The sequence below is a fragment of the Sphingomonas sp. genome, assembly GCF_050725575.1.
GTDB lineage: Bacteria > Pseudomonadota > Alphaproteobacteria > Sphingomonadales > Sphingomonadaceae > Sphingomonas.
The window spans coordinates 1-6339 of record NZ_JBOHHW010000092.1 but is presented as its reverse complement, the minus strand read 5'-3'; the positions used below and the strand labels follow the sequence as shown (position 1 = coordinate 6339).

The 6339-nt window shown below is 64.9% G+C and carries 5 protein-coding genes; 3 read left to right on the top strand and 2 right to left on the bottom strand.

Going from position 1 to position 6339, the window contains the following annotated elements; translation table 11 throughout:
• Positions 1-293: 293 nt before the first annotated feature.
• The 3 genes from ACRECS_RS27195 to ACRECS_RS27185 all read left to right on the top strand — a co-directional run bounded on the left by ACRECS_RS27195 (position 294) and on the right by ACRECS_RS27185 (position 4335).
• Entirely contained in the window at positions 294-2030 is a 1737-nt protein-coding gene (locus ACRECS_RS27195; RefSeq protein WP_431586100.1) for a M28 family metallopeptidase, read from the top strand.
• A 181-nt stretch (positions 2031-2211) separates the two neighbouring features.
• Positions 2212-3498: a M48 family metallopeptidase gene (locus ACRECS_RS27190; RefSeq protein WP_431586099.1), complete on the top strand. Its 1287-nt coding sequence runs from the start codon at positions 2212-2214 to the stop codon at positions 3496-3498.
• Complete coding sequence (locus ACRECS_RS27185) at positions 3499-4335, top strand: NAD(P)-dependent oxidoreductase (RefSeq protein WP_431586098.1); 837 nt, start codon at positions 3499-3501, stop codon at positions 4333-4335.
• Here ACRECS_RS27185 and ACRECS_RS27180 read toward each other — a convergent pair.
• Both ACRECS_RS27180 and galE read right to left on the bottom strand, forming a co-directional pair.
• Positions 4245-5174 (bottom strand): DMT family transporter, encoded by a 930-nt coding sequence (locus ACRECS_RS27180; protein WP_431586097.1) that lies wholly within the window; start codon positions 5172-5174, stop codon positions 4245-4247. The genes ACRECS_RS27185 and ACRECS_RS27180 overlap by 91 nt on opposite strands.
• On the bottom strand, positions 5171-6166 hold the full coding sequence (gene galE, locus ACRECS_RS27175) for a UDP-glucose 4-epimerase GalE (protein WP_431586101.1): 996 nt from the start codon (positions 6164-6166) through the stop codon (positions 5171-5173). Before galE ends, ACRECS_RS27180 begins: the two co-directional genes overlap by 4 nt.
• Positions 6167-6339 lie beyond the last annotated feature (173 nt).

Genomic DNA, 6339 nt, shown 5'->3' with positions numbered 1-6339 from the left:
AGGTCGAGCGCGATCTCGGGCACCTGCCAATCGGGCGGGCGATAATCCTCACGGCGGGTGACGGCGGGATGGGCGGTGGCGGTCTGAACGTCTAGCATCCGTGCCGATCTACAGGACGTAGCAAGGGCTGCACCACAGAAATCTCGCATTTGCGCGCACGTCGCCGAAATCTAGCACGCGCGCGCGCCGGGACACTCGGCACGCGCGGCAGGCCACTGAAATCTCACGCTCTTGCGCGACGGTGCAGCAATGCTAGTCCGCGGAACACATATATTGCCGAGAAGGACTGGGGCATGTTTCGAGTAATCGGCGTGGTAGTGCTGTCTGGCCTGGCCAGTGCGGCAATTGCCCAGGCCGCGCCAGCCGCCCAATCCACACCCAAAACCACTCCCCAAACCACTCCCCAAACCACTCCGGCGCCGGCTCCCGCGCCCACCAAGCCGAGCGCCGCCGCCACCAACGCGATCGTCAACGCGGCACTGCCCGATGATCAGGCGGCGATGAAGGCGCATGTCATGTTCCTCGCCTCCGACGCGATGCGCGGGCGCGAAGCCGGCAGCCCGGAATTCGACATCGCCGCGCAATATGTCGCGGCGCAGTTCTATGCCGCCGGCCTGCGCCCGGCCGGCCAGGATGGCGGCTATATCCAGAAGGTGCCGCTGACCACCTATAAGCCGGCCGACAAGGGTAATTTCGTACTGTCCAAGGCCGGCGTACCACCGCAGGCGCTGGTGTTCGGGGAGGATTACACCCCCGGCGCCAATCCGGGCCGGCGCGAAACGGCGATCGACGCGCCGGTGGTGTTTGTCGGCTATGGCATCGTCGCGCCGCATGTGAAGCGCGACGATTATGCCGGCGTCGATGTACGCGGCAAGATCGTTGCCTATTTCGGCGGCGCGCCGAACAGCCTGCAAAGCGAGGAGCGCGCGCATTTCGCCAGCCCCGCGACCAAGGCAGTGATCGCGGCCGACCATGGCGCGGTCGGCACGATCACGCTCGACCGGCCGGGCCAGGCGCGCGGGCGCAGCTTCGCCACCCAGGCGCGCGACTGGGACGAGGCGCGCACGACCTGGGCCAATCCCGACGGCACCGGCGAGAATGCCGGCGCCCCGGGCCTCGGCACGATCAGCGCGGCAGGCGCCGCCAAGCTGTTCGCCGGGGCGAAGGCCAAGTGGGAGGATATCCTCAAACAGGCCAACAATAGCGAAACCCGGTTCAAGCCAGTCGAATTGCCCGGCACGCTGACGGTCGCGCTGAAGACCAGCTTCGAGCCGGAATCGAGCGCCAATGTCGCCGGGATCATTCCGGGGGCAGACCCGAAGGTTGGCAAGGAAATCGTCATCCTGTCCGCGCATCTCGATCATATCGGCGTGGGCAAGCCCGATGCGACCGGCGACACGATCAACAATGGCGCGGAGGACAATGCGGTCGGCATCGCCTCGCTGATCGAGGAAGCGAAGCGCTTCAAGGCGAGCGGCAAGCCGCCGCGTCGCACCATCATGTTCCTTGCCGTCACGGCCGAGGAAAAGGGCCTGGTCGGCTCCGATTACTTCGCCAAACACCCGACCGTAGCGAAGGAGGCGATCGTCGCCGACGTCAATCTCGACATGCCGCTATTGACCTATCGTTTCGAGGATATGGTGGTGTTCGGCGCCGACCGCTCGACACTCGGCCCGATCGTCAGCAAGGCGGTGGCCGGCGTCGGCGTGACCATGTCGCCCGATCCCGACCCCGCGCAGGCGATCTTCGTGCGCTCGGACCATTACCGCTTTGTGCAGCAAGGCATCCCGTCGGTCTTTCTATGGCCTGGCCAGGCGGGCGCGGGCAAGGCGGCCTGGGCCAAATTCTTCGCCGACAATTACCATCAGCCCTCGGACGAGATATCGCTGCCAATCGACTGGGCGCAGGGCATTCGCTTCGTTGATGCGAACTATGCGATCGCGCGCGAGATCGCTGATGGCGACGACCGGCCGCGCTGGAACAAGGGCGATTTCTTCGGCCTGCTCTACAAGGGATATGGCGCGCGATAGGGACTACCTTCGTCTCTGTTCGTTTCGAATGAACAGACGCGCCGTAAAATAGCCCCTACCTTCGTCTCCCCGGACTTGTTCCGGGGTCCACGGTGCCGCACTACCGCTAGCCCGGGCTTTCATGGCACGGTGGCTGCCGGAACAAGTCCGGCATGACGACTTGAGCGAATGGGGAGCGACGATGCGCAAGGCAATCATCTGGAGTGGCATCGCGATCGCCGCTGTCACGCTCCCCACAATAGCCCATGCCGCCAGTTCCGGCTTCGATGTCGACCAGGCGACGCGCGCCTATCTCAATGTGCTGCAGGGCCCGGCACGCGCCAAGTCCGATGCCTATTTCGAGGGCGGCTACTGGCTGACCTTATGGTCGGCGCTGGTCGCCATCGCCTCCTATCTCGTACTTCTTCCGACCGGTCTGTCGGCGCGATTCCGCGACTGGTCGGAACGGCTGGTCAAACGGCGCTGGCTCCAGCCGGCCCTTTACGCCGTGCCGTTCACGCTGGTGAGCACGCTGATCATCTTGCCCTGGACGATCTACACCGGCTATTTCCGCGAGAAGCAGTACGGACTGATGAACCAGTCCTTCCCCGCCTGGTTCGGCGAACAGGCAATTGGCCTGGGGATCGGCATTCTCGTCAACATGGCCCTGCTGATGGCGCTGTTCGCGGTGATCCGCCGCTTTCGCCGGACCTGGTGGATCTGGGGCGCTGGCACAATGATCGTCTTCGCCCTGTTCGGCGCGTTGATCGGGCCGGTATTCATCGCACCTCTGTTCAATAAATATACCGAGCTGCCCAACGGGCCGGTCCGCGACCGGATCGTTGCGATGGCCAGGTCGAACAACATCCCCGCCGAGCATGTCTATCTGTTCGACGCATCAAAACAGACCAAGCGCATCTCGGCCAATGTCTCGGGCCTGGGACCGACGATCCGCATCTCGCTCAACGACAATCTGCTCAACCGCACCGCGCCGGACGAGATCGCTGCGGTGATGGGACATGAGATGGGCCATTATGTGCTCAATCATGTGACCAAGATGATCGCGATGTTCGCCGTGATCCTGCTGATCTTGTTCGGCATCATCTATCGCGCCGGGCCGGCGATGATCCGGCGCTATGGCGCACGCTGGCAGGTGCGCGACATTGCCGATCCCGCCGCAACGCCAGTCCTCGCATTGATGGCGGCGGTGGCGGCGCTAGTGCTCACTCCTGTCCTCAACACGATCATCCGGGTGAACGAAAGCGAGGCCGACGCCTTCGGCCTGAACGTTGCGCGCGAGCCTGATGGCTTTGCCAAGATCGCGATGCGGCTGTCGGAATATCGCAAGATCGAACCCGGCCCGATCGAGGAGGCCCTGTTCTTCGATCATCCGTCCGGGGCGACGCGGGTGCGCATGTCGATGCAGTGGAAGAAGGATCATGTCCCCGGCGCGACAATGGTCAAGCCGGACCTGAAGCTCGACCAGTAAATGCCGTCACTGCTGATCTTCGGGCTAGGCTATACGGCGGGCCGGCTTGCGGATCGGCTGCGCGGCGAAGGGTGGCGAGTGATCGGCGCGTCGCGAGAGGGGGGCGACGGCACGATCCCGCTTTCCGACCCGGGACGCGTGTTGCCCGAAATCGCCGCCGCCAGCCATATCCTGTCGTCGGTGCCGCCGGAACAGGATGCCGACCCCGTGCTGGCCGCCTATCGCGATGCGATGGCGGGCTCTTCGGCATGGCTTGGCTATCTCTCCTCGACCGGCGTCTATGGCGATGCGCGCGGCGGCTGGGTCGATGAAAGCGCACCGATCGCCGGCCGGCGCGCCGCTCGCGCGGTGGCGGATGGGCAGTGGCTGGCTCTGGGTGCGCGGGTGTTCCGATTGCCCGGCATCTATGGCCCGGGCCGTTCGGCGCTCGACCGAGTAGCGGAGGGGCGCGCGCACTGCGTCAATCTGCCGAAACAGGTTTTCAGCCGGGTGCATGTCGACGACATTGTCAGCGGCGTGGTCGCCGCGCTCGATGCGCCGCCGGGCGCGTATAATCTCGCCGACGACATGCCATGCGGGCAGAATGAGGTGATCGCGTTCGCCGCGCGCCTGCTCGATCTCCCTGCCCCGCCTCTGGTCGATCTCGCCACGCTCTCGCCGGCCGCGCGCGCTTTCTATGCCGAGAACCGGCGGGTCGCGAACGGCAAGGCGAAACGGGTGCTTGGCTGGCGCCCGCTCTATACCGATTACCGGTTCGGCCTGCGCGCCTTGAGCGCAATGACCAGTCCGATCATCACCAGCGCCGCACCGGCGCCGGCCAGCAGCGACCAGCGATAACCCTCGAAGATCGTCGACAGCAGCATCGCGATGACCGGCACGATCACCCCCGAATAGGCCGCCTTGGCCGGGCCGATCACCCTGAGCATGCCGAAATAGAGCGTGAAGGCGACCGCTGAGGCGACCACGCCGAGATAGAGCAGGCCAAGGATATAAGCCGGGCGCGGATCGAACACCGGTGGTCCGCTCAGGATCCAGGCAAACAGCGCATCCATCCCGGCCCCGATCAGCATTGCCGTGCCGAGCATCGTCATCATCGGATAATGTTTGGCGGTCTGTGTGCCTTGCATGATGTTGGCGGTCGAGGCGGAGAGCACGCCGCACAGCGTAATGCCGATGCCGGCCAGCGCGGCATGCGTGCCCGCGACGCCCGATCGCGCCTCATGGACGAACAGCAGGGCGATGCCGGCCATCGCCACGCCCGAACCGACCAGCAGCTGCGCCCCCATCCGCTGGCCCAGGAAAATTCGCGCGAAGACCGCGTTGGGCACCAGCATCAGTGCGAACACCACCGCGACCAGGCCAGAGGTGACATAGCCCTCGGCGCGGTAGACGAAATTGAAGTTCAGGCAGAATTGCGTCAGCCCCAGCGCCGCTGCAAAGGCCCAGCCGCGCGCGTCGAGCCGCAGCGTGTCGCGTCGGAACACGGCACAGGTCAGCATCACCGCACCGGCGATGAGAAAGCGATAAGTGACCGACCAGCTCGGCGGCACGATGCCAAGCTGGTATTTGATCACCAGCCAGGTCGACCCCCAGATGAGGGTGACAATGGTAAAGGGAATCAGGACCGCGAGTTGCGCCGATCGCGGCGACGCCGTCCCGATCCGGGCGCCGCTCATTGCCGCTCGGCCAGCGTGCGTTCCCAGGCCAGCGCGTCGCTGACGATCGTGTCGAGATCGTCGCGTTGCGGGGTCCAGTCGAGCGTCGCCAGGATCGCCTTGTTATCGGAGATCAACGCCGCTGGATCGCCGGCGCGTCGCCCCTCGATACGGCGCTCGATCGTGCGGTTGGTCACCCGGTCGACCGCGTCGAGCACCTGCATGACCGAGAAGCCATGGCCATAGCCGGCATTGAGGATATGGCTCTTCGCCGGATCGGCGATCAACAGGTCGAGCGCCGCGACATGCGCCGCGGCCAGATCGCTGACATGGATATAGTCGCGCACCCCGGTGCCGTCGGGCGTATCGAAATCATTGCCGAACACCGCAACCGAGGAACGCTTGCCGGTCGCCGCCTCGACCGCGACCTTGATCAGGTGCGTCGCGCCGGCGGTCGATTGCCCGCTGCGCCCTTGCGGATCGGCACCGGCAACGTTGAAATAGCGCAGCGCCGCATAGTTGATCGGGTGCGCCGCCGCGACATCGCGCAGCATCGCCTCGGTCATCAGCTTCGACATGCCGTACGGGTTGATCGGCACGGTCGGGCTGTTCTCGGAAACCGTCTCCGTTGTCGGCGTGCCATAGGTTGCGGCGGTCGAGGAAAAGATGAAATGCGGCACGCCCTCGGCAACCGCGCTTTCAAGCAGCGCGCGGCTGGCGACGGTGTTGTTGCGATAATATTTGAGCGGATCGCTGACCGACTCCGGCACCACCACAGAGCCGGCGAAATGCATGATCGCCTTGACGTGATGGCCGCGGATCGCGGCGCGCACGCGGCCATCATCCTCGATATTCGCCTCGATCAGGGTCGCGCGGCTATCGACCGCCCAGGCAAAGCCAGTGACGAGATTGTCGACCACCACGACCTGATATCCGGCATCGAGCAAGGCAAGTACCGCATGGCTGCCGATATATCCCGCTCCGCCCGTCACCAGCACCGTCATGTCGCGCATCATCTTGACCTCGCTCTGTTCGCGTGTCCGCCTAACAGCGCGGATTGCCTCACGCTACCGCGATCCTATCTATGGAGCTGTTTGGAAATGCGCTTCGGCGCATTTCGACGACGCCGGCCCGCTTCCCACCCGGCCACCCATTCAGGATATTCTGTGGGTGGCCGGTGGGGAGC

Excerpts from the sequence above, each read along its gene's own strand:
- ACRECS_RS27195 (WP_431586100.1), top strand. The coding sequence starts at position 294 with ATGTTTCGAGTAATCGGCGTGGTAGTGCTGTCTGGCCTGGCCAGTGCG.
- ACRECS_RS27190 (WP_431586099.1), top strand. The coding sequence starts at position 2,212 with ATGCGCAAGGCAATCATCTGGAGTGGCATCGCGATCGCCGCTGTCACG.
- ACRECS_RS27185 (WP_431586098.1), top strand. The coding sequence starts at position 3,499 with ATGCCGTCACTGCTGATCTTCGGGCTAGGCTATACGGCGGGCCGGCTT.
- ACRECS_RS27180 (WP_431586097.1), bottom strand. The coding sequence starts at position 5,174 with ATGAGCGGCGCCCGGATCGGGACGGCGTCGCCGCGATCGGCGCAACTC.
- galE (WP_431586101.1), bottom strand. The coding sequence starts at position 6,166 with ATGCGCGACATGACGGTGCTGGTGACGGGCGGAGCGGGATATATCGGC.